The organism is Acinetobacter sp. UBA3132 (genome assembly GCF_002364825.1).
Lineage (GTDB): Bacteria > Pseudomonadota > Gammaproteobacteria > Pseudomonadales > Moraxellaceae > Acinetobacter > Acinetobacter schindleri.
In genome coordinates, this window is sequence record NZ_DEZM01000109.1 from 10,982 (window position 1) to 11,557 (window position 576).

The 576-nt window shown below is 43.8% G+C and carries 1 protein-coding gene; it reads right to left on the reverse strand.

The features are described 5' to 3' along the window. Window positions 1-481: type IV pilus twitching motility protein PilT (locus B4033_RS05390; RefSeq protein ID WP_286832564.1), on the reverse strand; the 481-nt coding region annotated here is incomplete at its 3' end. Window positions 482-576: the final 95 nt, after the last annotated feature.

The window sequence follows — 576 nt, forward strand, 5'->3', positions numbered from 1 at the left end:
GATCTTCGACGGTCAGAATATGGTCATAACGGTTATCATTGATATAGTCCAGCATCGCTGCCAGTGTCGTTGATTTACCTGAACCGGTTGGGCCTGTGACCAGTACCAGACCACGTGGATAGTCACAAATATCTTTAAAGATCTGACCCATGCCCAGATCTTCAATGGTTAAAACTTTAGAGGGAATGGTACGGAATACGGCACCGGCACCGCGGTTCTGGTTAAATGCGTTCACACGGAAACGGGCAACGCCAGGAACTTCAAAGGAAAAGTCAGTTTCTAGATTTTCTTCATAGTCACGGCGCTGTTTATCGTTCATGATATCGTAAACCAGCTTGTGCACTTCTTTATGTTTCAGGGCAGGCAGGTTAATACGACGAACTTCACCATCAACACGAATCAGTGGTGGCATCCCCGCAGACAAGTGTAAATCTGACGCGCCATTTTTAGCAGAAAATGCTAATAATTCTGTAATGTCCATAAAGTCCCCAAAGGCATTTAAATGTTATTTATTTTGATAGAATAATAAGGCTTTCCCACAGCTTAACCAACACTTAGTTGGGGGCAAGGGAAAAA